22 protein-coding genes and 1 pseudogene are annotated in these 22669 nt (G+C 60.0%); 8 read left to right on the forward strand and 15 right to left on the reverse strand.

Going from position 1 to position 22669, the window contains the following annotated elements; all coding sequences use genetic code 11:
- Positions 1–44: 44 nt before the first annotated feature.
- From NXC24_RS28230 to NXC24_RS28265, 8 genes are all read right to left on the reverse strand, one after another.
- Complete coding sequence (locus tag NXC24_RS28230; protein ID WP_104826681.1) at positions 45–875, reverse strand: MBL fold metallo-hydrolase; 831 nt, start codon at positions 873–875, stop codon at positions 45–47.
- Between the two features lie 325 nt (positions 876–1200).
- Positions 1201–1731 carry a winged helix DNA-binding protein gene (locus tag NXC24_RS28235; RefSeq protein WP_104826682.1) on the reverse strand — a complete coding sequence of 177 codons (531 nt, stop codon included), beginning with the start codon at positions 1729–1731 and terminating at the stop codon, positions 1201–1203.
- A gap of 101 nt (positions 1732–1832) precedes the next feature.
- Positions 1833–5471, reverse strand: coding sequence for a hydantoinase B/oxoprolinase family protein (locus NXC24_RS28240; RefSeq protein WP_104826683.1), 3639 nt, complete (start codon positions 5469–5471; stop codon positions 1833–1835).
- Between the two features lie 111 nt (positions 5472–5582).
- Positions 5583–6299, reverse strand: a complete 717-nt coding sequence (locus NXC24_RS28245; protein WP_104826684.1) for an ABC transporter ATP-binding protein — start codon at positions 6297–6299, stop codon at positions 5583–5585.
- Entirely contained in the window at positions 6280–7044 is a 765-nt protein-coding gene (locus NXC24_RS28250) for an ABC transporter ATP-binding protein (protein WP_104826685.1), read from the reverse strand. The genes NXC24_RS28245 and NXC24_RS28250 overlap by 20 nt, the downstream gene beginning before the upstream one ends.
- Positions 7041–8045: a branched-chain amino acid ABC transporter permease gene (locus NXC24_RS28255; RefSeq protein WP_104826686.1), complete on the reverse strand. Its 1005-nt coding sequence runs from the start codon at positions 8043–8045 to the stop codon at positions 7041–7043. Before NXC24_RS28255 ends, NXC24_RS28250 begins: the two co-directional genes overlap by 4 nt.
- Before the next feature lies 1 nt (position 8046).
- Complete coding sequence (locus NXC24_RS28260) at positions 8047–8910, reverse strand: branched-chain amino acid ABC transporter permease (protein ID WP_104826687.1); 864 nt, start codon at positions 8908–8910, stop codon at positions 8047–8049.
- Between the two features lie 107 nt (positions 8911–9017).
- Positions 9018–10190 (reverse strand): ABC transporter substrate-binding protein, encoded by a 1173-nt coding sequence (locus NXC24_RS28265; protein ID WP_104826688.1) that lies wholly within the window; start codon positions 10188–10190, stop codon positions 9018–9020.
- 219 nt (positions 10191–10409) lie between these two features.
- Between NXC24_RS28265 and NXC24_RS28270 the strand changes: the two are divergent.
- Together NXC24_RS28270 and NXC24_RS28275 are read left to right on the forward strand one after the other, a co-directional pair.
- Positions 10410–10774 (forward strand): annotated as a pseudogene (locus NXC24_RS28270) (type II toxin-antitoxin system RelE/ParE family toxin).
- The gene (locus NXC24_RS28275; RefSeq protein ID WP_104826689.1) at positions 10758–11081 is read left to right on the forward strand and encodes a DNA-binding transcriptional regulator; all 324 of its coding nucleotides are present in this window, start codon (positions 10758–10760) and stop codon (positions 11079–11081) included. The pseudogene NXC24_RS28270 and the gene NXC24_RS28275 overlap by 17 nt, the downstream one beginning before the upstream one ends.
- Here NXC24_RS28275 and NXC24_RS28280 read toward each other — a convergent pair.
- From NXC24_RS28280 to pcaD, 5 genes are read right to left on the reverse strand one after another with little or no spacing between them, the layout of a single operon-like run.
- Positions 11078–12127 (reverse strand): 3-carboxy-cis,cis-muconate cycloisomerase, encoded by a 1050-nt coding sequence (locus tag NXC24_RS28280; protein ID WP_104826690.1) that lies wholly within the window; start codon positions 12125–12127, stop codon positions 11078–11080. The two genes, NXC24_RS28275 and NXC24_RS28280, sit on opposite strands and share 4 nt — an antisense overlap.
- A gap of 3 nt (positions 12128–12130) precedes the next feature.
- Positions 12131–12742, reverse strand: coding sequence for a protocatechuate 3,4-dioxygenase subunit alpha (pcaG, locus tag NXC24_RS28285; RefSeq protein WP_199773659.1), 612 nt, complete (start codon positions 12740–12742; stop codon positions 12131–12133).
- Between the two features lie 2 nt (positions 12743–12744).
- On the reverse strand, positions 12745–13494 hold the full coding sequence (pcaH, locus tag NXC24_RS28290) for a protocatechuate 3,4-dioxygenase subunit beta (RefSeq protein ID WP_104826692.1): 750 nt from the start codon (positions 13492–13494) through the stop codon (positions 12745–12747).
- Positions 13495–13506: 12 nt separating this feature from the next.
- Positions 13507–13902 carry a 4-carboxymuconolactone decarboxylase gene (gene pcaC, locus NXC24_RS28295; protein ID WP_104826693.1) on the reverse strand — a complete coding sequence of 132 codons (396 nt, stop codon included), beginning with the start codon at positions 13900–13902 and terminating at the stop codon, positions 13507–13509.
- Positions 13899–14708 carry a 3-oxoadipate enol-lactonase gene (gene pcaD, locus NXC24_RS28300; protein ID WP_104826694.1) on the reverse strand — a complete coding sequence of 270 codons (810 nt, stop codon included), beginning with the start codon at positions 14706–14708 and terminating at the stop codon, positions 13899–13901. The genes pcaC and pcaD overlap by 4 nt, the downstream gene beginning before the upstream one ends.
- A 94-nt stretch (positions 14709–14802) precedes the next feature.
- Here pcaD and pcaQ point away from each other — a divergent pair, with 94 nt between their 5' ends.
- Positions 14803–15729: a pca operon transcription factor PcaQ gene (pcaQ, locus tag NXC24_RS28305; RefSeq protein WP_104827876.1), complete on the forward strand. Its 927-nt coding sequence runs from the start codon at positions 14803–14805 to the stop codon at positions 15727–15729.
- A gap of 6 nt (positions 15730–15735) precedes the next feature.
- On the opposite strand, the gene pobA is transcribed toward pcaQ, so the two are convergent.
- Positions 15736–16908 carry a 4-hydroxybenzoate 3-monooxygenase gene (pobA, locus tag NXC24_RS28310; RefSeq protein ID WP_104826695.1) on the reverse strand — a complete coding sequence of 391 codons (1173 nt, stop codon included), beginning with the start codon at positions 16906–16908 and terminating at the stop codon, positions 15736–15738.
- A gap of 114 nt (positions 16909–17022) precedes the next feature.
- Here pobA and NXC24_RS28315 point away from each other — a divergent pair, with 114 nt between their 5' ends.
- Entirely contained in the window at positions 17023–17910 is an 888-nt protein-coding gene (locus tag NXC24_RS28315; RefSeq protein ID WP_104826696.1) for a helix-turn-helix domain-containing protein, read from the forward strand.
- Between the two features lie 60 nt (positions 17911–17970).
- Here NXC24_RS28315 and NXC24_RS28320 read toward each other — a convergent pair whose 3' ends face one another.
- Positions 17971–18726 (reverse strand): IclR family transcriptional regulator C-terminal domain-containing protein, encoded by a 756-nt coding sequence (locus tag NXC24_RS28320; RefSeq protein WP_104826697.1) that lies wholly within the window; start codon positions 18724–18726, stop codon positions 17971–17973.
- A 130-nt stretch (positions 18727–18856) separates the two neighbouring features.
- On the opposite strand from NXC24_RS28320, the gene NXC24_RS28325 reads away from it, so the two are divergent.
- The 4 genes from NXC24_RS28325 (at position 18857) to NXC24_RS28340 (ending at position 22644) form a co-directional block, all read left to right on the forward strand.
- Positions 18857–19708 (forward strand): CoA transferase subunit A, encoded by an 852-nt coding sequence (locus NXC24_RS28325; protein ID WP_104826698.1) that lies wholly within the window; start codon positions 18857–18859, stop codon positions 19706–19708.
- Positions 19709–19718: 10 nt separating this feature from the next.
- On the forward strand, positions 19719–20489 hold the full coding sequence (locus NXC24_RS28330) for a CoA-transferase subunit beta (RefSeq protein WP_104826699.1): 771 nt from the start codon (positions 19719–19721) through the stop codon (positions 20487–20489).
- A complete protein-coding gene (pcaF, locus tag NXC24_RS28335; protein ID WP_104826700.1) occupies positions 20489–21694 on the forward strand; it encodes a 3-oxoadipyl-CoA thiolase in 1206 nt (401 codons plus the stop codon). The genes NXC24_RS28330 and pcaF overlap by 1 nt, the downstream gene beginning before the upstream one ends.
- Before the next feature lie 155 nt (positions 21695–21849).
- Positions 21850–22644: an SDR family oxidoreductase gene (locus NXC24_RS28340; RefSeq protein WP_104826701.1), complete on the forward strand. Its 795-nt coding sequence runs from the start codon at positions 21850–21852 to the stop codon at positions 22642–22644.
- Positions 22645–22669: the final 25 nt, after the last annotated feature.

Genomic DNA, 22669 nt, shown 5'->3' on the forward strand with positions numbered 1-22669 from the left:
CATCATCTTACCCCAAAACCTGTTTGCAGTTTGGGACAGGTGCATCAAAGCTCGAGCAACTGACCGTCAAACGCGGCAAAGGAGCCCGGGAAGCTCGCTCGCGCATCTCGCTGCATGTCGTCCAGTTCCTTGTCCGTGCGTGCCGGCGCATGGTGAAAGAGGGCGAGACGCTTTGCGCCCGCTTTTTTCGCCAGCTTGACGCCTTCCTTCCAAGTGGAATGTCCGAAGCCTATATGCTTTGCCATCTCGGGCTCGGTGTAGGTCGTGTCGTAGACGGCGAGGTCGGCATCCATCATCAGCGAAAGCACTGCTTCATCCGTCTGGCCAGCCATGTGCTCGGTATCGTAGACCAGCGCTATGACCCGGCCCGCCCATTCGACGCGGTAGCCGATGCAGCCGCCTGGATGATTGAGTTTGGCCGTATGGATGACGATACCCGGATGCGGCTTCAGCGTGTCACCGGCCGCGAAATCGCGAAAGTTCATCGTTGCCCGGCAGATATCGGGCTCCACCGGAAACCAAGGCGGCCGCATGAACTGGCCGATCAATTGTCGCGTCGTCGTCTTGCCGGCGAGATGACCCGTCCAGAGATCGACGCTGACCTTCGGATCATAGATCGGGTTGAAAAAAGGCAGACCTATGATGTGATCGTAGTGCGAGTGCGTGAAGAAGACATCGACGTCGCGGACACCTTGCTTGGCAAGTGACAGTGCAGCCTCGCGTGCGCCGGTTCCGGCGTCGAAAATAATGTGCCTGCCGTCATGCCGCAATTCGATGCAGGATGTATTCCCGCCGTAACGCTCGAATTCCGGTCCCGATACGGGAACACTTCCTCGCACACCCCAGAATTTAAGCTCGAAACTATCGTTTTTCATAGAAGTTTTGACACCATTCCCCTTTCGTCAACGTAAGCACACTTTTCCTATCGTGCGAAGCCAGCAATTTTCGCAAAAGTCAGACTCTCGTGAAAACTAAATCCCGCCGTTTCATCGACGCAAAATGCTTCGGCCAATGTTCAGCAACGGAACGCACAGAGCTAATATAGGTATGATGCGACAAAAAAAGGATGAAGCCTCGAACAACAAGTGATGAGCCTCGATGTGAAGCGGTATTCGGTGTTGGCGAGACAGCAGAAAGTCACACCTGCAATGGATGTCGTTGGATTGTTGTCGGTATGCCTTCAGGTCCCAGTCGGCAAGCTCAGAGGGTTGCCGCCGACCTTGCTGCCTGTTCGTAATAGCCCGACAGAGCTCTCAAATGTGATGCCATGTCGGAAAGATCGTCCTGAGAGAGGCCGGAAACCTTGGTCGCTTCGACCAGCAGCCGTTCGCGGATTTCGGAATAGCGCGTCAGTGCCTCCAGGCCCTTGTCGGTTACCTGGATCATCTTTTCCTTACCCGCCTTGCCCGTCTTGACGAGACCGGCAGCCTCCAGCTTCTTCACGGCGTAATTGGCGACATGGGTGTCTTCGATGTCGAGCACGAGGCACAGATCGGACAACGTCTTCGGCCGGCCCCGGTGCCGCACCGAATGAATGATCAGAATTTCAATCGGGGAAAGGCTGGGCACGCCGGCAGCCGCCATGCAGCGCACCATCCAGCGGTTAAACGCGTGCGAAAAGAGGATCAATCCATACTCCAGCTCGGAGAGGGCCGGAGAACTGCCAACCGCCAAATGAGCGGATGACACGATCAATTCGCGGGAAGATTTCCGTTCCTTCGACTTGCCCAAAGAGCTCTCACATATCCGGATTGAAGTGCGTCAGGCAGACTATGTGACAAAGGCATTTTGTCAACAAATTATCGATAAGATTCAATTGTTGGCAATCGTCTTTATGCCCCCGGTTTGCCGTAACCGCCGCCGGTCGGTGTGACGACGGTGAAAGCTTCGCCGACGTCCAGCACCGTATGGGCGGCGCCTATCAACTCCTCGATCACACCATCGTTGCGCCGGACATAATTGCGGCCGGTCTGGCCCGGTTCGCCACCCTTGACGCCGAACGGCGCGACGCGGCGATGGCCGGAGAGTATCGCAAATTCCAGCTTCTCGCGGGTGCGGATGGTCCGTTGCGTTCCGTTGCCGGCGTTCCACTTGCCGCGTCCGCCGGAGTTCGGGCGAATGTGGAAATCCTCCAGCACGACGGGAAAGCGGGTCTCGAGAATTTCCGGATCGGTCAGGCGTGAATTGGTCATGTGCGTATGCACCGCATCGGCACCGTTGAAGCCCGGACCGGCCGGCGCGCCGGAGCAGATCGTCTCGTAATATTGATAGGCATTATTGCCGAAGGTAAGATTGTTCATCGTCCCCTGTGCCGCGGCAAGCGTGCCGACGGCACCGAACAGGCAGTTGGTGACGGCCTGGCTGACCTCGACATTGCCGGCAACGACGGCAGCCGGATATTTCGGCGTCAGCATCGTCCCGTCGGGGATGATGATCCGGACCGGCCTCAGGCAGCCGGCATTCATCGGGATATCGGCTTCGACCAGCACGCGGAAAACATAGAGCACGGCAGCACGGGTCACCGGCTGCGGCGCATTGAAATTGTCAGCGCGTTGCTCCGAGGTGCCGGTGAAATCCACGGTCGCTTCACGCTTATTTCTGTCGATCGAAATCTTGACGACGATCTTGCAGCCCTGATCCATCTCATAACTGAACTCGCCATCCGGCAGGCGATCGAGAACGCGACGCACGCTTTCGGCCGCATTGTCCTGGACATGGCCCATATAGGCATCGACCACCTCTTCGCCGAAGTGGACGATCATCTTTTTCAGCTCGGCGACACCCTTCTCATTGGCGGCGACCTGCGCCTTCAGGTCGTTGATGTTCTGCGCCAGCGTGCGCACCGGATAGCGGGCTCCAGTCAAAAGCTTCGCCAGCTCGTTTTCGCAGAAGCGGCCGCGATCGAGGAGCTTGAAATTGTCGATATAGACCCCTTCCTCTTCGATATGGGTGGCAAGGGGCGACATGGACCCGGGTGAGATGCCGCCGATATCGGCGTGATGGCCGCGGCTGGCGACCCAGAAACGAATCTCCTTACCGGTATCGTCGAAGACGGGCGTGCAGACAGTCAGGTCCGGCAGGTGGGTGCCGCCATTATAGGGCGCATTGATCAGGAAGACGTCGCCGGGATGAATGACCGGGTTTTCGCGGATGGCAGTCGCGACGGAGGCGTCCATGGAGCCGAGATGTACCGGCATGTGTGGTGCATTGGCAACGAGATTGCCCTCGGCATCGAAGACGGCACAGGAGAAGTCCAGCCGCTCCTTGATATTGACGGAGTAAGCGGTGTTCTGCAGCGTCACGCCCATCTGCTCGGCGATGGACATGAAGAGATTGTTGAAGATCTCCAGCATCACCGGATCAGCCTTCGTGCCGATCGCCGTGCGTTGCGGCAAGGCCTTGATGCGGGTCAGAATGATGTGATCCTTCGCAGTCAACATCGCCTGCCAACCATCCTCGATGACAATGGTTTGGTTCGGCTCGATGACGATGGCAGGCCCGGTCACTGTCTGCCCGGGCAGGATCGCCTCGCGCAGTACGACGGCCGCGTCATGGCTTTCGCCCTGGGAATGGAAGGATGTGCGGCGAGTGGCATCGGCTTCGCCTTGACCTGCCTCTGTCCGCTCGGCGTCGACTTCGGCGGCTGCACCTCCGATCGTCTCGACTTCGACCGCCTCGATCACCAGCGGCTTATCCTCGGCGACGAAACCGAAGCGGCGCTTGTGCAGCACTTCGAATTCGCTGCGCAGTCGCGCAGAATTGTCGATCTCGGGGAAGGTGACCTCGACGGCCAGCATCGTATCCGTACCGGCATAGCGAATATGAGCGCGCTCGACGGTGCGGATATCGCCTGTGGCGACGCCCTGCGCCTGTAGCTCCGGCACGCATTCGCCCAGCAATTCTTTGCCCAATGCGGCGATGGCGGCCGGCGCGGTATCGTCAAGCGGCACGCCAAGCGCCTTCTGTCGCGTAGCCCTGATATCGGCAAGGCCCATGCCATAGGCCGAGAGCAGGCCGGACATCGGATGCAGGAGAATGCTTTTCATGCCGAGCGCGTCAGCAACCAGGCAGGCATGTTGGCCGCCGGCGCCACCGAAGCAGTTGAGGGCATAGCGCGTCACGTCATAGCCGCGCTGCACCGAAATCTTCTTGATCGCCTCGACCATGTTGGCAACGGCGATGCGGATGAAACCATCAGCCACTTCTTCCGGGCTGCGGCCATCGCCGATCTCGGCGGCCAGTTCGGCGAACTTGCCGCGCACCGTTTCGACATCCAGGGGCTGGTCCTGGTTCGGCCCGAAGATCGCCGGGAAGAATTCCGGCAGCAGCTTACCGGTCATGACATTGGCATCGGTCACGGCCAAGGAGCCGCCATTGCGATAACAGGCGGGGCCGGGAAAAGCGCCGGCAGAATCCGGGCCGACGCGGAAACGGTCGCCATCAAAATGCAGGATCGAGCCGCCGCCGGCCGCCACCGTATGGATCAGCATCATCGGCGCGCGGACGCGGACACCGGCAACTTCCGTCTCGAAAGCGCGCTCATACTCGCCGTCGAAATGCGCTACATCCGTCGACGTGCCGCCCATATCGAAGCCGATGACATTGGCGAACCCGGCCTGCTCGCCGGTCTTGGCAAGACCGACCACACCGCCGGCCGGGCCTGAGAGGATGGCGTCCTTGCCCTGAAACATGTCGGCAGCGGTCAATCCGCCGGACGACATCATGAACATGACGCGCGCGCCCGTGCGAGCAATATCAAGCTCTTCCGAGACTTGGCTAATGTAACGACCGAGCACCGGCGAGAGATAGGCATCCACCACGGTCGTATCACCACGACCGACCAGCTTGATTAGCGGCGAGACCTCATGGCTGACCGAGACCTGCTCGAAGCCGAGACGCCTTGCGATCCTGGCAACGGCTGCCTCATGCGCCGGGAATTTATAGGCATGCATGAAGACGATGGCGATGGCGCGATAGCCTTTGGCGCGCAGATCGCGCAACGCCGCTTCCGCTGCCTGCTCGTTGAGGGCGAGCTCCACCGTGCCATCGGCAAGCACGCGCTCCTCGATCTCCACCACATCATCGTAGAGCGCTTCGGGCTTGATGATTTCGGTTGCGAAGATCTTCTTGCGCTCCTGATAGCCGATGCGCAGCGCGTCACGGAACCCCCGCGTCGTCACGAGCGCCAGACGCTCGCCCTTGCGCTCCAGAAGCGCATTGGTGGCAACCGTCGTGCCCATGCGCACCTCGCCGATCAAGCCGGCGGGGATCGGCTCGCCATTCGTCAGGCCGAGATGTAGACGGATGCCGTACACGGCGGCGTCGCGATAAGCCTCCGGATTTTCCGAAAGGACCTTCCGCGCGTGCAGTTCTCCCGCGGGATCGCGTCCGACGATATCGGTAAAAGTGCCACCGCGATCAATCCAGAAATCCCAATGACCCGCTACGCTGCCCGACAAGACCGCCTCCATCAAAACCGCCCGAATTTCGATTATAAAATATCGATAAATCGTCGATGTTTTATCGTCAACGATGAATCCGACTCAAGGCTGGTTTGTTCGCGGCAATGCCAGGGGGATTGTTTAGTGCAGGTCGCCGACACCAAGCAGGCGTTCAACGGCACTATGATCCTGGGAAAGAGCGTCAGGCGTTCCCTGCCAGGCTAGCCGTCCGCGCTCAAGGATGATCACCTGATCGGCAAAATCGAGTGCGCTCTGAATGCGCTGTTCGACCAGCAGGATGGTCATATCGCCAGTCTTGGCGAGATTGGCGAAGGCGGCCATCAGTTCTTCGCAGATCACGGGCGCCAAACCCTCCAGTGGTTCGTCGAGGAGGAGCACGGAGGGGCGGCCAAGGATAGTCCGTGCCGTCGCCAACATCTGCTGTTCTCCGCCGGAGAGCTGGTTGCCGAGATTTCTGCGGCGTTCCTTGAGGCGTGGGAACATGTCGTAGGCTTCCTGCAAGGCGGTCTTCGGGCGACCCTTCAAACCGACAGAGAGGTTTTCCTCGACCGTCAGCGTCGGGAAGATGTCGCGCGTCTGTGGCACATAGCCGAGACCGTGATGCGCTCGTTTGGCACTCGGAAGGCCAGTCACGTCGGCCGCCCCCATCCGGATGCGGCCGTCATAGCGGCGCGTCTGGCCGGCGAGTGTTGCAAGCAGTGTCGTCTTGCCCATGCCGTTGCGGCCTAGCACGGCAAGCCGCGCACCGGCGGGAACGGAAAAGGAAACACCTTCGAGCACCCGCGTCGGCCCATAGCCGGCGCACAGATTTTCCACTTCAAGCGGCGTGGCCGGCATTGGCGTAGCTCCCCAGATAGGCCTCGCGTACCCGCTTATCCCTGGTGACGTCGGCGGGCGAGCCGTCGAAAATGATGGTGCCGGCGGCCAGGACCACGACACGTTTGGCGAAGCGGAAGACCAGATCCATGTCGTGCTCGATCATCAGCACGGCGAGATCGCCGGGCAGATCGGCCAGCGCCTGCTCGATGCGGCCGGTATCGCTCTGCGGGACCCCGGCGGCGGGCTCGTCGAGTAGCAGTACTTTCGGCTTCAACGCCATGGCAACGGCGATCTCCAACAGCCGCTGCTGGCCATAGGCAATCTCCCTGACCTTGCGGTGCATGAGATCGCCGAGGCCCAAGGTGCCGAGCAGATCGCTGGTCTCCGCCATAACGTCGCGCATGGCCAGGAAATTGCCGAACATACGGCCGGAGCGGCCGGAGCGCTGCAAAATGGCAAGACCGACATGCTCGGCCGGCGTCATGTCCTGAAAAAGCCGCGTTACCTGGAACGAGCGCACCAGTCCGCGCCGGACGCGGCCGATGGCGTCGACCTTTGTCACTGTCTCGCCGCCAAGACGGACGGCACCAGAATCTGGCCGCAGATTGCCGGTGACCAGATTGACGAAAGTGGTCTTGCCGGCACCGTTCGGTCCGATCAGCGCCACACGATCGCCCGGCGCCATCGACAGGCTGACATCGTTGGTCACAGTCAGTCCACCGAAAGCCTTGTTCAGATGATCAACCTCGAAAATCGCGCTCATGAACGCGCCTCCCGGCTGCGTGCGAGATAGGCTGCGGCCGTGCCGTAGATGCCCTTCGGTGCAAACAGCACGACGACGATCAGCAGCAGGCCGACTATGGTCAGCCAATGGAAGGGATTGGCGGCCGAGACATAATCTTCGAACAGCATGAAGATCAGCGTGCCGGCGAGCGCCCCGAACAGGGAACCGGTGCCGCCGAGCACAAGCATGACCAGCGCCTCGGCCGATTGTGTGAAGGAGAGGCTGTCGAGGCCGACAACCTGAGTGGAGATTGCGTTCAGCGCGCCACCGACGCCGGCGACAGCGCCCGAGATGACATACATCTTGATCAGCACCATCTTTGGCGAGGCGCCCATGGCGCGGATACGCAAGGGGTCTTCCTTGATACCGCGGCAGAGCATGCCGAAGGGTGAGCGTACGATAAAGCGCAGCAGGATCAATATGATCGATAAAAGTGCTACAGCATAGATATAAGCCGTATGCCCATAGAGATCGAATTCGAACAGACCGAACAGAGGATCGGCGGAGATGCCGGAAAGTCCATCGCTGCCACCAGTCCAATCCGAGGCCTTATTGGCGAATTCGTGGAAGAGATAGATCAGCGCGATTGACAGCACGAGTTGCGGCAAGCCCTGTGCTCTGAGGATGACGATGCCACAGATCAATCCGGCGACTGCACCGCCGACGATGCCGGCAAGCGTCATGACCAGGGGATCGTTGATGCCGTAATGCGCCGATGCGATACCTGCGGCATAGGCGCCGGCCCCGAACAGGGCCGCATGACCGAGCGTCGCCACGCCACAATAACCGGTCACCAGATCAAGCGACAAAACCAGCAGGGCGATGGCAATCAACCGCGTCAGAAGTGCGAGATTGTCGGGAAACAACAGATAACCGGCTGCTGCCAACACGAGGATGATCGCTATGGCGACGGCATCGCGACTAAGTGCCCGGCGTTTGCTGGCGGCAGCGATGGCCGCGCTATCCATGGTCAGTGCCATATCACTTCGCCCTTCCGGCTAGGCCGCGTGGGAAGACACAGACGATGGCGATCACGGCGAGATAGAAGAAGAATTCGCCATATTCCGGCATCAGATAGCGGCCGGTCGTATCGATGCAGCCAAGGACGAGGCAGGCCAGCAGCGCCCCGGAAATGGAGCCGGCCCCGCCGACCGAAACGACCACGAGGAAGGTCACCATATAACGCAGGGCATAATAGGGCTCGACCGGCAACAGCTCGGCACCGACAACGCCACCGAAAGCAGCAAGCCCGACGGCAATGGCGAAGCTGACGGCATAAACGATCTCCGTGCGCACGCCGAGCGCCGCCGCCATCGAAGCGTTGTCGACGGAGGCGCGGAGTTTTACGCCGAACGAGGTCTTTTCGATCGTGTACCACAATGCCAACGCGACGATCAGCCCGCAGACGATCGCGAAGAGACGATGCGTGCCGATGGTGCGGAAGCCGAGATTGACGGAACCCTGCAGCTCGTTCGGCAAGGGAATGGTCTTCAAAGTCGGACCGAAGACATAGTTGGCGATACCGATGATGCAGAAGGTGATGCCGATGGTCATCAGCACCTGCGTCAATTCCGGCGCCCCGTAGATGCGCCGATAAAGCAGCCGCTCGATCGGGATGGAGATGATCACCGTGCCCACCACGGCAAGCAGCACCGCAGCCGCATAGCCGATGCCAAGATCACGCGCGGCATAGGAGGCGATGTAGCCACCGATCATGGCGAAGGCGCCGTGCGCCAGATTGACGACGCGCATCAACCCCATGGTGATGGAGAGGCCAATGGAAATCACGAACAGCACCATGCCGTAGGCGAGGGCATCCACTGCTATGCTAAGCACGGTTTGCATGATGCTGGTCCGACTACCTTTTCTGGTCCTGCCTTGATCCTTCTCCACCGGAGCGGACGCAATCCGCCCACTCCTGCGCAACCGGGAGAATGAAATGAAGGCAGACCTTATTTCGCTGCGGCAAGGCCCGGATCGCCTTGCTTTTCGAAGGTCTGGATTTCCTTGTTGATGTATGTGCCATCAGCCGTCTTGGCGACCTCGCGCAGATAGATATTCTGCGTGATATGGCGGCTCTCCGGATCGATGATGACCGGGCCGCGAGGGCTGACCCAGGAGAGCCCCTTCACCGCATCGACGGCCTTCTGGGCATCCTGCTTGCCGCCGGTCGCCTCGATCATCTTGTAGATGACATACATGCCGTCGAAGGCGCCGACGGCCGGGAAGGTGAGTTCGGCCGGATTGCCGATCGCCTTGCCCGCGGCAGCGACAAAGGCCTTGTTTTCCGGAGAGTCGTGCGAGATCGAATAGTGGAACGTTGTCTGCATGCCGAGCGCTGCATCGCCGAGTGCCGGCAGGTCGGATTCCTGCGTCAGGTCGCCGGGCGAAAACAGTTTGATGCCGGCGCCTTTCAGGCCGTTTTCGTTGTAGGCCTTGACGAAACCGAGCGTGGTCGGACCCGAGGGCAGAAAGGCAAAAACGCCCTGTGCGCCTGAATCCTTGATGCGCTGCATGATCGGGCTGAAATCATTTGTCGACAGCGGCATGCGGACAGCCTCGACAACCTGGCCGCCTGCCTTCTCGAAGCCTGCCTTGAAGGCATTTTCGGCATCGATGCCCGGACCGTAGTCGCTGACGACGGAGATGACCTTTTTGACGCCGCTGTCATGCGCGACCTTTGCGATCGGCGTCGAGGTCTGCCAGGTGGTGAAAGACGTACGCACCACCAGCGGGCTCTTGGTGACGATCGCCGATGTCGCGGCGTTGAAGATCACCATCGGCACATTGGCTTGCTTGAGAATCGGCGTCACGGCCATGGCGTCCGGCGTGAAATAGAAGCCGGCGAGATACTGCACATGCTCCTTGACGACCAGTTCCTGCGCCGAGGATTTCGATTGTGCCGGATCGGCTTGCGGGACATCGCGATAGATCATTTCGATCTCGTTGTCGCCGACCTTATTGCCGTGCATTGCCATATAGGCGTCGATACCGGCCTTGAAGTTCTTACCCTGCAGGGCGAACGGACCTGAAAAAGGACCGATGACGCCGATCTTGATCGTGTCTGCATAGGCCGCACTGCCCATGGCAATAGCCGCGATCGCGGCCAGAACGAACCGTCTCATATTTTCTCCTCCCGCAGCCAGCCTGCTCCCGGACCAGCTTGCCTTGATGAACCGCTTCAACTGCCAATCTGGCATGTGAAATGGTGATGTAAAATGAAATAAATGCTCGTATTCATAATTTATGAGTTATGTTTCTGGATGACGGAAAGCATAGGGCGAGAAGCGAAATTTTGAAATCGCTATTGTTGAATTCGGTAGGACCAGGTGCTACATAAATCCATGATCGCCCGAGTATTCAAAACGAGTTGGTTCGGCAAGGCCGCGCGCAAAGCCCATATTTCGGATACCGAGCTTCTAAAGGCGATCAAACAAGTTGCCGAAGGCAAGGTCGATGATCTCGGAGGCGGTGTTTTCAAAAAGCGGTTGAACGACAATATGCATCGCTCGATCATATTGGCAAACGCTGGACGTTTTGGGTCTACGAATATCTGTTCGCGAAACAGGATCGAGCAAACATCGAAAACGATGAATTGCTCAAATTTCGGAAGCTCGCCAAATCATATGCCAGCCTTTCCGAAGAGCAGCTTCAGCGTTTGGTGGAAATCGGACATTTTGTGGAGATCGGCAATGACAAAAACACGTAAATACAAAAGTGATGCCTTTGAGGCGATCCACACTTCCGCCGAAGCCCTCTACAAGGTTGGCGCGATTGACAAGGAAACATTGCGCTCCTTTGACGAGGATTGCCTTGCTGTTCCGCCAGCGCTCGAGCCGGCAGATATCAAAGCGCTACGCGAACAAAATCACGTCAGCCAACCGGTTTTCGCGCGCTATCTCAATACTAGCGAGTCGACCGTGCAGAAATGGGAAAGCGGCACCAAACGGCCGAGCGGTATGGCGCTGAAACTGCTGGCGATCGTGCAGAAACACGGCCTTGAGGTCCTGAGCTAAGCAGCCGCTCCCAATCGCCTCACGTTGCTGATCAGCTCCCGCGCCAATCGCAGCGACGCGGCCGTCGCCATCGCCATCGGCGGCAATAGCAGCCATTCGAGCGTCCAGGCGGCGCCCGAGCGTTCCTGCTCGTGCACGAGGGATTGATGGATGCCGGAAAGCTGAACGGCGTTGAAGCGGGCAAGCGATACGAGGACTTCGGCGGCGACCGGGTTCTGCTTGTGCGGCATGGCGGAAGAGCCGCCACCGCCGGCGAGCTCGATTTCGTCGCCGGCCTGTGCAAGGAGGGCGATATCCTGGCCGATCTTGCCGAGGCTGCCCGAAATCAGCGAGAACAGACCGGCGAGTTCAGCAACCCTTGCCCGCTGGCTCTGCCATTGCGGCTCGTCAGTGAGGTCAAGCTCCTGTGCCAGCGACGCTCGAACGTCCGCAGCTTTGGATCCGAGCTTGTCCAGCGTGCCGACCGCGCCGCCGAATTGGATTGGAAAGGTCTCCTGCGTCAGCCGATCGCGATATTTGTCCAGCGGATCGCGCCAGGCGCGCAGGCGGTCAGAGACAGTAATCGGAATAGCGGCCTGCATCCGGGTATGGCCCATCAGGCGGTTCGAACCATGCTGCTTGTCGAGTTTTTCAAGCGCCGCCGCAACGGCGAAGAGACGGCCGGCGAGCAGAAAGGCTACCGCCTTCAGACGGATCATCAAGCTGCTGTCGATGACATCCTGGCTGGTAGCGCCGAAATGCACATGCTGCCCGGCTTCGTCGCCGACTGCCTTGCGCAATTGCTTGATAAGATCCGGAACGACGACGCCATCCGTCGCCGTCGCGGATTTGAGGCTGAAAATATCGAGCTGGAAACTGGTAGAGATCTCGGCAATCCGCTGCGCCGCCTCCTGCGGGACGATACCGTGCCGCGCCTCGGCTTTCGCGAGCGCCGCCTCAAAGGTAAGCATTGCCCGGATATCGGCTTCCGCCGAAAAGTAAGCGGAGACCTCCTCATCGCCGAGGAGGCCGGAGAGGAACGGGTGATCGAAGGCGGAAATACTCATGGCCTATATATCGAGGAAAACTGTTTCCTTGTCGCCCTGCAAATGCACGTCGAACGTATAGACCGATCCTTCCTTGCGGGCGATCAGGGTGGCGACGCGGTCGCGATGTTCGATGCGGGCAAGCAGGGGATCCTCCGCATTGGCCTCGGCCTCATCCGGAAAATACATGCGCGTATGCAATCCGATATTGATGCCACGTGCGACGATCCAGAGGGTGATATGCGGCGCCATCCGGCGTCCGTCCTTATAAGGAACGCGACCGGGCTTCACGGTTTCGAAGCGGAAAACGCCGTCTTCGGCGCTGGTCGGGCAGCGGCCCCAACCGGTGAAGTTCGGATCGGCCGTGCCGCGCATTTCAGCAGGGCTGTTATAGAGACCGGCACTGTCTGCCTGCCAGATCTCGACGACGGCATCCTTCACCGGCACACCGGCACCGTCTAGAATCCGGCCCTTGAGCGTGATGCGCTCTCCAAGCGTCTTGTCGTTGACCATGGATATGCCGAGGTCGGTGTCGTAGATACCACCGATCTCGCAATAGTTCGGCGTGAGGCCGATATGGACATAGGGACCGGCCGTCTGCGACGGCGTCTCCTTGAGGTAGCCGATTTGCTGCACCATCAGTTTCCCTCCAGCCGGTTTTCGAACAGGGTCGAGCGGCGGCCACGCAGTACGATATCGAATTTATAGGCGCGCGCATCCATCGGAATGGTGTTGCCCCAGTCAAGCGGAGCGATCAGTTGCTCGATAGCCGCCTTGTCAGGGATCGTGCCCACGATCGGACATTTCCAGATCATCGGGTCACCCTCGAAATACATCTGCGTGATCAGCCGCTGCGCAAAGCCGTGACCGAAGATTGAGAAATGAATATGCGCCGGCCGCCAGTCATTAACGCCGTTCGGCCAGGGGTAGGCCCCCGGCCGTACCGTTCGGAAGGCATAATGGCCCTCCTCGTCGGTGATGGCGCGGCCGCAGCCGCCGAAATTCGGATCGATAGCGGCAAGGTAGGTCTCTTTCTTGTGGCGATAACGCCCACCGGCATTGGCCTGCCAGAATTCCACCAGAACGCCAGGAACCGGCCGGCCCCGCTCATCCAGCACGCGGCCATGCACGATAATGCGCTCCCCGATCGCGCTTTCGCCCGGCTTGGCGAAGTTATGGATCAGGTCGTTGTCCAGTTCGCCGAGGATAGAATGCCCAAATACCGGCCCGGTGATTTCGGAGATCGTTCCATCCAGTGAGAGGAGCGCCCGCTGCGGCGAGCGCAGAACCGAGGTCTTGTAGCCGGGTGTAAAGGCCGGTGGATGCCAGGCACGGTCGCGGGCGAAAAAAGCGCCGGTCTCCGGTTTGCTATTGGTTTTGTCGGACATGTCTGCCTCGTTTCAGGCCGCTTTCTCGGCGTCCATCTGTTCGAAAACCTGCTTGGCGATCTTGATCGCGTGATTGGCAGCCGGCACGCCGGCATAGATCGCCACATGCAACAATGCTTCGCAGACGTCGTCGCGCGTCGCGCCGGTGTTGCTCGTGGCGCGAACATGCATCGCTACCTCTTCATCCTGACCCAGCGCTGCCAAAAGTGCGATCGTCACGATCGAGCGCTCACGCTTGCTGAGCGTCGGGCGCGACCAAACGTGCCCCCAGGCGGCCTCCGTGATCAGGTCCTGGAATGGCCGGTCGAAATCCGTCGATCCCGACTGGGCGCGGTCGACATGGCTGTCGCCAAGAACGGCGCGCCGCGTCGCCATGCCCTGAAGGTAGCGCTCGGAGGGGTCATTCATGGGCCTTTTTCTCCATGCAAGGCAAAATCGATGAAAGCGCGGATGACCGCGGTCAGGGCCTCGGGTTGCTCGATACAAGGGATGTGCCCTGCGTCCTTGATGACTTCGTAACGCGCATTCGGAATGAGCTTGGCGGTCGACAGCACTAGTTCCGGCGGCGTCGAACCGTCTTGATCGCCGACGATGCAGATGGTCGGCACTGCAATCCTTTTCGCCGCTTCGGTGAAATCGGCATCACGAAGAGCGGCGCAAGTGGCGACATAACCTTCCACCGGCTGGCGGATCAGCATGTTGCGATAACCGCCGAAAGCAGTGTTCTCGGGACGTCGAAAAGCGGGCGTGAACCAGAGTTCGAGCACGCCGTCGGCAATCGACTCGATGCCCTCGGCCTCGACCCTGGCGATGCGGTTGTTCCAACTCTCGACCGTACCGATCTTATGTGCCGTATCGCAAAGGATCAGCGCCCGCACCAAATCCGGCCGCCGCTGATAGAGCGATTGCGCAATCAGACCGCCGACCGAGAGGCCGCAGATAACGGCATCTTTCACCGCGAGCAGATCGAGCAGCCCTGCGAGATCGGTGGCGTGATCCTCCATCGTGTAGGGCATCTGGCCAAGATCGGACAGGCCATGGCCGCGTTTGTCATAGAGAACGATGGCAAAATCGCCTGCGAGCCGAACGATCACATCACGCCAGATCCGGAAATCCGTGCCGAGCGAATTGGCAAAGACAAGCACTGGCTTATCGCCGGCAGCGCCGATGATCTGATAGTGGATCGTGACATCATTGATACGGGCGAACTGCACTGGAAATCTCCTCTAACAACGAGATTGGAGGTTTAATCTGGTTAGGTAAAATGATATTTCTTGGCTTTTCAATAACCTATGAGTTATGAAAACCATGATCGACTCCCGCGTCAAATTCCGCCATCTCCAGACCTTTGTCGAGGTCGCGCGCCAGAAAAGCGTGATCAAGGCGGCCGAACTCCTGCATGTCAGCCAGCCCGCGGTGACCAAGACTATCCGCGAGCTGGAGGAGGCGCTGGGCGTCGCGGTTTTCGAGCGTGACGGGCGCGGCATCAAGATTACCCGTTACGGCGAAGTCTTCCTGCGCCATGCCGGGGCGGCGCTGACTGCGCTCAGACAGGGATTCGACTCCATTTCGCAGGAGCGCTCCGGCGAAGCGCCGCCGATCCGGATCGGTGCCTTGCCTACGGTCTCCACGCGGATCATGCCGCGGGCGATGGAGTTATTCCTGAAGGAGGAAACCTGGAGCCGCATCAAGATCGTCACCGGCGAAAACGCGGTGCTGCTGGAGCAACTCCGTGTCGGCGATCTCGATCTCGTCGTCGGCCGCCTGGCCGGTCCCGACAAGATGGCCGGCTTTTCCTTTGAGCATCTTTATTCCGAGCAGGTCGTCTTCGTGGTGCGGGCAGGGCACCCGCTGCTGGCGGTGAAACAATCGCTGTTTTCCAATCTCGGCAAATACACGGTCTTGATGCCGACGCGCGGCTCGATCATACGTCCCTTCGTCGAGAGTTTCTTGATCGCCAACGGCGTTGCCAGCCTGCCGAACCAGATCGAGACGGTATCGGATTCCTTCGGCCGCGCCTTTGTGCGATCGAGCGACGCCATCTGGATCATCTCCACCGGCGTCGTCGCCAGCGATGTCGAGGACGGTCTGCTCAGCCTGCTGCCGATCGATACCAGCGAGACCAGAGGCCCCGTCGGCCTCACCATGCGCACCGACGCCATCCCCACCATGCCGCTATCGATCCTGATGCAGACGATACGGGAAGCGGCGGCCGAGGTGGCAAAGAAGAGCTAGGCCGTCTCAATAGGGCAGGCCGACATAATTCTCCGCCAGCACGGTCGAGGCGGCGCGGGAATGGGTGAGATAATCCAGTTCCGCCTCCTGTATTTTCTGGTCGAAATCGCTGGTGTCGGGAAAACGATGCATCACCGTCGTCATCCACCAGGAGAAGCGCACCGCCTTCCAGACGCGAGCGAGCGCATGGGCTGAATAAGCGTCCAGGCCGGTATTGGAGCGATCCTGATAATGTTCGGCAAGACCCGAGAAGAGATAATGCACATCGCTCGCCGCAAGGTTCAGGCCTTTGGCCCCGGTCGGTGGCACGATATGGGCCGCGTCGCCGACGAGGAACAGGCGACCGAAGCGCATAGGCTCGGCGACGAAGGAACGCAGCGGCGCGATCGATTTCTCAAATGAAGGCCCGGTGATCAGCGCCTCGGCATGATGCGTGGGCAGACGGTGGCGCAGTTCGTCCCAGAAACGGTCGTCGCTCCAGTTCTCGATTTTCTCATCCAGCGGACATTGTATGTAATAGCGGCTGCGCGTCATCGACCGCATGGAGCAGAGCGCAAATCCGCGCGGATGATTGGCATAGATCAGCTCGTGATTGACCGGCGGAACGTCGGCGAGCAGACCGAGCCAGCCGAAAGGATAGATTTTCTCGAAGCTGCGGATCGATTTCTCCGGAACCGATTTGCGACCCGCGCCATGAAAACCATCACAGCCAGCGATAAAATCGCAATCAATATGGTGGGTTACCCCATCTTTCTCGTAGGTGACATAAGGTGAGCTTCCGTCGAAATCATGCGGCTGAACATTGACGGCCTCGTAGATTGTTAAAGCGCCGCTCTGTTCGCGATGTGCCATCAAATCGCGGGTGAGTTCCGTCTGGCCGTAGACCGTGACGCGCTTGCCTCCGGTGAGATCATGGAGATCGATGCGATGATCGCGGCCGTCGAAGGCAAGTGAAAAGCCGTTATGCGGCAAGCCCTCAGCATGCAGACGCGCGCCGGATTTCGCCTTGTCCATCAGCCCTACCGTACCTTCTTCCAGGACGCCGGCGCGAACGCGTCCGAGGATATGGTCCTTGCCGACGCGATCGAGGATGACGTTGTCGATCCCGGCCTCCGTCAGCAACTGCCCCAAGAGCAGGCCGGACGGACCCGAACCGATAATGGCGACCTGAGTGCGCATGATGTCCTCCCACGCTTCGTCTTTTTTCCCAATTCTGCGCGGCGGCGAGGGCGCCAACAATGGACATTTCACCCAACTAATTGCACAAATCGAACATGATGGAGGGAGGTAGCTTTGTCGAAACCAGTGCCGACCTATGAACTCTACGGCGAAAATACGGGAAAAGGGCCGGATTTCTGGCTGCATTGCGAGACAATCCCATCGCGCAGCAGCCTCCATCATTGGGAAATCCGACCACATCGCCACGAAAGCTTCTTTCAGATCCTGTGCATAGATGCCGGCTCTGGCGATGCGATCTTTGACGGCGAGAGCCACGCCATCATACCGCCCGCGGTCATCACCATCCCGCCGCGCCTCAATCATGGTTTCCGTTTTTCCAGGGATATCGACGGCTTGGTCATCACCGTGTTGATCTCGCATCTGAAGGCCGCGCCGGGTGATCGCAGCCGGCTTGGCGAATGGCTGGCCGCGCCGCATCTGACGCGGCTCAATCTGAGTGATCCAGATGCGGCCTATGTCGCCGGAACCTTGAAGCGGCTCGGCGGCGAGTTCGCCAATCGCCGTGGCGGCCGCAACGACCTGCTCGAAGCCTATCTTACCTCGGCGCTGCTACTGACCGCTCGTCTTTCGCAGCAGGAAAGCGAAGGGCAGGGTGCGTCCGACGAAGGCGAACAACGGATGGAAAAACTAAACGGCCTCATCCAGCGGCATTTCCGCTCCCACGAACCCGCCGCCTTTTACGCCGAAGCGCTCGGTATCTCGCCGACACATCTGAACCGCATCGTACGCGCCAAAACCGGCCATGGCGCCCATGAGCTCATCGCCCGCAAGCTGGTGGACGAGGCCAAGCGCGAATTGGTCTTTACCTTGGGCAGCGTGCAGGAGATCAGCTATCGCCTGGGCTTTACCGATCCCACCTATTTCTCGCGCTTCTTTGTCAAGCAAACCGGCCAGACACCCCGCGCATGGCGCATTGAGGAACGACAGAGGCTCGGAATGTGAGCAAGGCAATCGAAAATCGGAGTCCAATCACCCGCCCTCGTGCTTCGAGGGACGTGAAGGCTAACGCAGAACCAGCCGCAGCATCTTCTGCGTTTCCCGCAGCAGCGGCAGATAGCGCTCCGCCATCTCGGCAGCGGCAACATAGGCCGCCGGCGCGCCGATATTGATTGCCGCAACCGTCTGGCCGCGATCGTTCTCCACGGGAACGGCAATGGAGCAGAGGCCGATTTCCAGCTCCTGGTCAATGACGGCATAGCCCTGAGCCCGTACTTGGCGAAACTCGGCCATCAACACTTCCGGATCTGTTTTCGTATTCGGCGTATTGGCCTTGATCTCCGTGCGGGCAAGCACGGCGCGCGCCTCATTTTCCGGCAAGGCGCCGAGCAAGACGCGGCCCATGGAGGCGCAATAGGCGGGCAGGCGGCTGCCGGGTGTGAGGTTGATCGACATCACCCGGCGTTGTGAGGCGCGGGCGATATAGACGATTTCTGTGCCGTCCAGCACCGAAGCGGAAGCGTTGTGACCGGCGCGCTCTGAAAGTTGATCGAGATAGGGCTGGATGATCGTCGGAAGCGGCGTCGCCGAAAGATAGGCATGGCCGAGCCGCAGGATTTTCGGCGTCAGCGCGAAGAATTTTCCGTCGTAGTCGGCATAACCAAGTTCGGCGAGCGTCAGCAGCGAGCGGCGCACCGTTGCGCGATCGAGTCCGGTTAGCTTCGACGCCTCGGCGATCGATAGTCTCTGGCGCGTCTCGCCGAAGGCTTCGATTGTTTTCAATCCTTTGGCAAAGCCGCTTACGAAATCAGTTTCACGCATAGTCTTCCTCCAGGTAAAAGCATTTTGTGCGATATATGAACAAAAGTCAAATAACGCACAAAATATTTGACGTCGGTCACCTGGAGGCGCTTATTGACGCCCATACCACATGACTATTTTGGGAGGCCTCATGGCGAAGATCGTATCGCTTTCGGAAGCGGTGGCGGAAAATGTGCGGGATGGGGATACCGTCGCCATGGAAGGGTTTACCCATCTCATCCCCTATGCCGCCGGGCACGAGGTCATCCGGCAGGGGAAGAAGGATCTTTACCTGATCCGCATGACGCCGGACATCCTCTACGACCAGTTGATCGGCGTCGGTGCCGCGCGCGGCATGAAATTTTCCTGGGGCGGCAATCCCGGCGTCGGCTCGCTGCATCGCTTCCGCGACGCCGTCGAGAACCAGTGGCCGCGGCCGTTGGAGATCGAGGAACATTCGCATGCGGCCATGGCAAACGCCTATGAGGCGGGGGCGGCGAACCTGCCCTTCGCCATGCTGCGCGGCTATATCGGCGCCGACCTGCCGAAGGTCAATCCGAACATCAAAAGCGTGACTTGCCCGTTCACCGGCGAAGTGCTGGCCGCCGTTCCCGCGATCCGGCCGGATGTCACGATCATCCACGCGCTGCGTGCCGACCGGAAGGGCAATGTCTTGCTCGAAGGCATCGTCGGCGTGCAGAAGGAGGCGGTGCTTGCTGCCAGACGGTCGATCGTCACGGTCGAGGAGATCGTCGACGAACTGAACCCGCCATCGCCGAATTCCGTCGTGCTGCCGACCTGGGCGGTAACCTCGGTTGCGCATGTGCCGGGCGGCGCCTTCCCCTCCTATGCGCAGGGTTATTATGCGCGCTCGAACGCCTTCTACATTGCTTGGGACGAAATCGCCCGCGACCGTGACAGCTTCCAGGCCTGGATCAGGGAGAATGTCATGGAAGCCAGGCCGGAAGATTTCGCCAAATATGCAAAAAAGAACGCAGCGTGAGGAGGCGGAGATGACCGATTTTACCCCCACGGAAATGATGACCATCGCCGCGGCGCGTGCACTCACCAATGATGACGTCTGCTTCGTCGGCATCGGCGCGCCATCGGCCGCATGCAACGTTGCTCGACTGACACATGCGCCCGACATTACGCTTATCTATGAAAGCGGAACCGTCGGCACCAAGCCGGATGTGCTGCCGCTCTCGATCGGCGACGGCGAGCTTTGCGATACCGCGCTCTTCACGGTCTCGGTGCCGGAGATGTTCCGTTACTGGTTGCAAGGCGGGCGGGTTACGACGGGCTTTCTCGGCGGCGCGCAGATCGACCGGTTTGCCAATCTGAATACCACGGTCGTCGGCCCTTATGATCATCCGAAGGTTCGCCTGCCGGGCGGCGGCGGCGCGCCGGAAATCGCCAGCAATTGCGGCCAGATCTTCATCACCATGGCGCTTTCCAAGCGTGGCTTCGTCGAAAAGCTGCCCTTCATCACCTCGATGGGCCACGGTGAAGGCGGCAACCATCGCGAACGGCTTGGCATGAAGACGAAAGGCCCGACTCGCGTTATCACCGATCTCTGCATTCTCGAGCCGGATCCGGTGACCAAGGAGTTGACCGTCGTGTCGATCCACAAGGGTGTCACCCGTGAGCAGATATCGGAGAATTGCGGCTGGGCGATCAAGTTTGCCGACGAGGTGATCGAGACGCCGGCGCCCACCGAAACCGAACTCTGCGTTCTGCGCGATATCAACGCACGCACCAAGAAAGCACATGAGGCAGCCTGATGACCGAAGCCTTTATCTGTGACTATATCCGCACGCCGATCGGCCGTTTCGGTGGTTCGCTTTCCTCCGTCCGCGCCGACGATCTCGGTGCAGTGCCGCTGAAGGCGCTGATCGCGCGCAACGGTTCGGTCGATTGGGAAGCGGTCGACGACGTGATCTACGGCTGCGCCAACCAGGCCGGCGAGGATAACAGAAACGTTGCCCGTATGGTGGCGCTGCTCGCCGGCCTGCCGGTTTCCGTTTCGGGCACAACGATCAACCGCCTTTGCGGCTCCGGCATGGACGCCGTTATCACCGCAGCACGCGCCATTCGCTCCGGCGAGGCGGAACTGATGATCGCCGGCGGCGTCGAGAGCATGTCACGCGCGCCCTTCGTCATTCCGAAGGCCGATAGCGCCTTTTCCCGCAATGCCGAAATCTACGACACCACCATCGGCTGGCGCTTCATCAATCCCGTGATGAAAAAGCAGTATGGCGTTGATTCGATGCCGGAAACCGGTGAGAACGTTGCGGAGGATTATAAGGTCAGCCGCGAAGACCAGGACGCCTTCGCCGTCCGCTCGCAGGCCAAGGCTGCGGCCGCACAGGAAAATGGCCGGCTTGCCAAGGAGATCACGCCGGTAACGATCCCGCAGCGCAAGGGCGATGCGATCGTCGTCGGCAAGGACGAACATCCGCGCGCAACGACGATGGAAGCGCTGGCAAAGCTTGGCACGCCCTTCAAGAAGGAGGGCGGCACGGTGACCGCCGGTAATGCCTCCGGCGTCAACGACGGTGCGGCGGCGCTGATTATCGCTTCGGAAGCGGCGGCGAAGAAATACGGCCTGACGCCGATTGCCCGTATCCTCGGCGGGGCTGCCGCCGGCGTGCCGCCGCGCATCATGGGCATCGGCCCGGTGCCGGCATCCCGCAAGCTGATGGCCCGACTCGGCCTGAAACAGGAGCAATTCGACGTCATCGAACTCAACGAAGCCTTCGCCTCGCAAGGTCTTGCGGTACTGCGCGAGCTCGGCATTGCCGACGAGGACGCCCGCGTCAATCGCAACGGCGGCGCCATCTCGCTTGGCCATCCGCTCGGCATGTCCGGCGCTCGCATCACCGGCACGGCGGCGCTGGAATTGAAGGAGACCGGCGGACGCTATTCACTCTCGACCATGTGCATCGGTGTCGGCCAAGGCATCGCGATCGCGCTCGAGCGGGTCTGACGGCATCACAGGAATTTGACGGCGGGCGGCCGGGGGTTTCCCTGCCGCCCGCTTTTTGTTGGCGGCGCATGCATTGCCTGATCGCAATTCCGACTGATATTACCGATGCCAATTGTTTTAAGCTTTTACGTTTTTGACATTCAGGAGGAGCTGTCATGGCAGAACTTGCGCAACTACTCGCTTCCATCCGCATTCCTGATCTCGCCGGCAAGCGGGTGTTGATAACCGGTGCATCGACCGGTATCGGCGCAGCTCTTGCCCGTGCTTTTGCCCAGCAGGGGATGAAGGTCGGCATCCATTTTAACGCCAGCCGTGAACCAGCCGAAAAGCTGGCAGCGGAGATCACCGCCGGCGGCGGCCATGTGCATCTGGTCCAGGGCGACGTCTCGCAGGATGGCGAGACTGAGCGCGTCGTCAATGAGACAGCGAAGGCATTCGGCGGACTCGATGGCCTGGTGAACAATGCCGGCGGCATGCTCGGTCGTGTGCCGACCTCCGCAATGACCGATGAACATTACGAGCGCGTGATGAATCTCAACGCCCGCTCGGTCCTAGCCGCAACGCGCGCTGCCCATCCCTATCTCAAGAAACAGGGCGGTTTCATCATCAATACTACCTCGATTGCCGCCCGCAACGGCGGCGGCAACGGTGCGATCCTCTATGCCGCCTCCAAGGGCTTCGTTTCGACCATCACCCATGGCCATGCCAAGGAATTCGTCGCCGATAAGATCCGCGTCAATGCCGTGGCACCAGGCGTCATCGCCACGCCCTTCCATGAGCGCTACACCAACGATGAGCAGATGGAACTGCAGCGCAGGACCATCCCGATGGGCTTTGTCGGCACCTCGGAAGATTGCGTCGGCGCCTACCTCTTCCTCGCTTCACCGACCCTTTCCGGCTACATCACCGGGCAGGTCATCGAGGTCAACGGCGGCCAGTTGATGCCGTAAGGCGAGGGCCGGCAATCGACTTCCT

Origin of the sequence: Rhizobium sp. NXC24, from assembly GCF_002944315.1 — a bacterium.
Taxonomy (GTDB): Bacteria; Pseudomonadota; Alphaproteobacteria; order Rhizobiales; family Rhizobiaceae; genus Rhizobium.

Excerpts from the sequence above, each read along its gene's own strand:
- NXC24_RS28230 (WP_104826681.1), bottom strand. The coding sequence starts at position 875 with ATGAAAAACGATAGTTTCGAGCTTAAATTCTGGGGTGTGCGAGGAAGT.
- NXC24_RS28240 (WP_104826683.1), bottom strand. The coding sequence starts at position 5,471 with ATGGAGGCGGTCTTGTCGGGCAGCGTAGCGGGTCATTGGGATTTCTGG.
- NXC24_RS28245 (WP_104826684.1), bottom strand. The coding sequence starts at position 6,299 with ATGCCGGCCACGCCGCTTGAAGTGGAAAATCTGTGCGCCGGCTATGGG.
- NXC24_RS28250 (WP_104826685.1), bottom strand. The coding sequence starts at position 7,044 with ATGAGCGCGATTTTCGAGGTTGATCATCTGAACAAGGCTTTCGGTGGA.
- NXC24_RS28255 (WP_104826686.1), bottom strand. The coding sequence starts at position 8,045 with ATGGCACTGACCATGGATAGCGCGGCCATCGCTGCCGCCAGCAAACGC.
- NXC24_RS28260 (WP_104826687.1), bottom strand. The coding sequence starts at position 8,910 with ATGCAAACCGTGCTTAGCATAGCAGTGGATGCCCTCGCCTACGGCATG.
- NXC24_RS28265 (WP_104826688.1), bottom strand. The coding sequence starts at position 10,190 with ATGAGACGGTTCGTTCTGGCCGCGATCGCGGCTATTGCCATGGGCAGT.
- NXC24_RS28275 (WP_104826689.1), top strand. The coding sequence starts at position 10,758 with ATGACAAAAACACGTAAATACAAAAGTGATGCCTTTGAGGCGATCCAC.
- NXC24_RS28280 (WP_104826690.1), bottom strand. The coding sequence starts at position 12,127 with ATGAGTATTTCCGCCTTCGATCACCCGTTCCTCTCCGGCCTCCTCGGC.
- pcaH (WP_104826692.1), bottom strand. The coding sequence starts at position 13,494 with ATGTCCGACAAAACCAATAGCAAACCGGAGACCGGCGCTTTTTTCGCC.
- pcaC (WP_104826693.1), bottom strand. The coding sequence starts at position 13,902 with ATGAATGACCCCTCCGAGCGCTACCTTCAGGGCATGGCGACGCGGCGC.
- pcaQ (WP_104827876.1), top strand. The coding sequence starts at position 14,803 with ATGATCGACTCCCGCGTCAAATTCCGCCATCTCCAGACCTTTGTCGAG.
- pobA (WP_104826695.1), bottom strand. The coding sequence starts at position 16,908 with ATGCGCACTCAGGTCGCCATTATCGGTTCGGGTCCGTCCGGCCTGCTC.
- NXC24_RS28320 (WP_104826697.1), bottom strand. The coding sequence starts at position 18,726 with ATGCGTGAAACTGATTTCGTAAGCGGCTTTGCCAAAGGATTGAAAACA.
- NXC24_RS28325 (WP_104826698.1), top strand. The coding sequence starts at position 18,857 with ATGGCGAAGATCGTATCGCTTTCGGAAGCGGTGGCGGAAAATGTGCGG.
- NXC24_RS28330 (WP_104826699.1), top strand. The coding sequence starts at position 19,719 with ATGACCGATTTTACCCCCACGGAAATGATGACCATCGCCGCGGCGCGT.
- pcaF (WP_104826700.1), top strand. The coding sequence starts at position 20,489 with ATGACCGAAGCCTTTATCTGTGACTATATCCGCACGCCGATCGGCCGT.
- NXC24_RS28340 (WP_104826701.1), top strand. The coding sequence starts at position 21,850 with ATGGCAGAACTTGCGCAACTACTCGCTTCCATCCGCATTCCTGATCTC.